Genomic DNA, 650 nt, shown 5'->3' on the forward strand with positions numbered 1-650 from the left:
CCACTTTCCAAGCCATGATCTGGGCCTGTAATTTCTTGCCATGAGCGATGCCCCACCCCCATCAGTGCCACCCGATAGCCTCGAAGCCGAGGTGGAGCGCTTGCGGGCAAGAATGAGTTAATGTCAAATCTGGTGTATGGCCCCTCATCAGGCGGCGATCCGATCTGACTGATCGTTCACTTGCTCTCCATCGCGAAACGGGACGTTATTGACGACCCGTTCCAGTTTTCCAAATCCCTTGATGCGTCTCCAGTTCTTCTGCGCCGACTGGAGCAGCTTGAAGACCACCGCCAACGTGGTCTCGCGTGCCCCGCAGTTGCGGGTGCGGTTGGTGCGCAGGCGCACGGTGGCGAAGGTCGATTCGATCGGGTTGGTGGTGCAAATATGCACCCAATGCTCGGCCGGATAGTCGTAGAAGGCGAGCAAGGTCTCGCGATCCTTGGCCAGGCAGTCCATGGCCTTCGGATATTTGGCCTCGAAGCGCTTGAGGGTGCGCTCGAAGGCCTGATTGGCCGACTGGCGGGTCTCGGCCATCCAGATCTCCTGCAGGTCGGTCTTGACCTTCGGCTGCACGGACTTGGGCAGCTTGGCGAGCACATTGGCTGTCTTGTGCACCCAGCAGCGCTGGTGGACCGTGTCCGGATAGGCCT

The 650-nt window shown here is 59.8% G+C and carries 1 protein-coding gene; it reads right to left on the reverse strand.

Features of this window, described 5'->3' with window-relative positions; translation table 11 throughout:
* Positions 1–147: 147 nt before the first annotated feature.
* A partial coding sequence (locus tag THIDRDRAFT_RS23395) for an IS256 family transposase (RefSeq protein WP_007043438.1) occupies positions 148–650 on the reverse strand: 503 nt, incomplete at its 5' end.

Source organism: Thiorhodococcus drewsii AZ1 (assembly GCF_000224065.1).
GTDB lineage: Bacteria > Pseudomonadota > Gammaproteobacteria > Chromatiales > Chromatiaceae > Imhoffiella > Imhoffiella drewsii.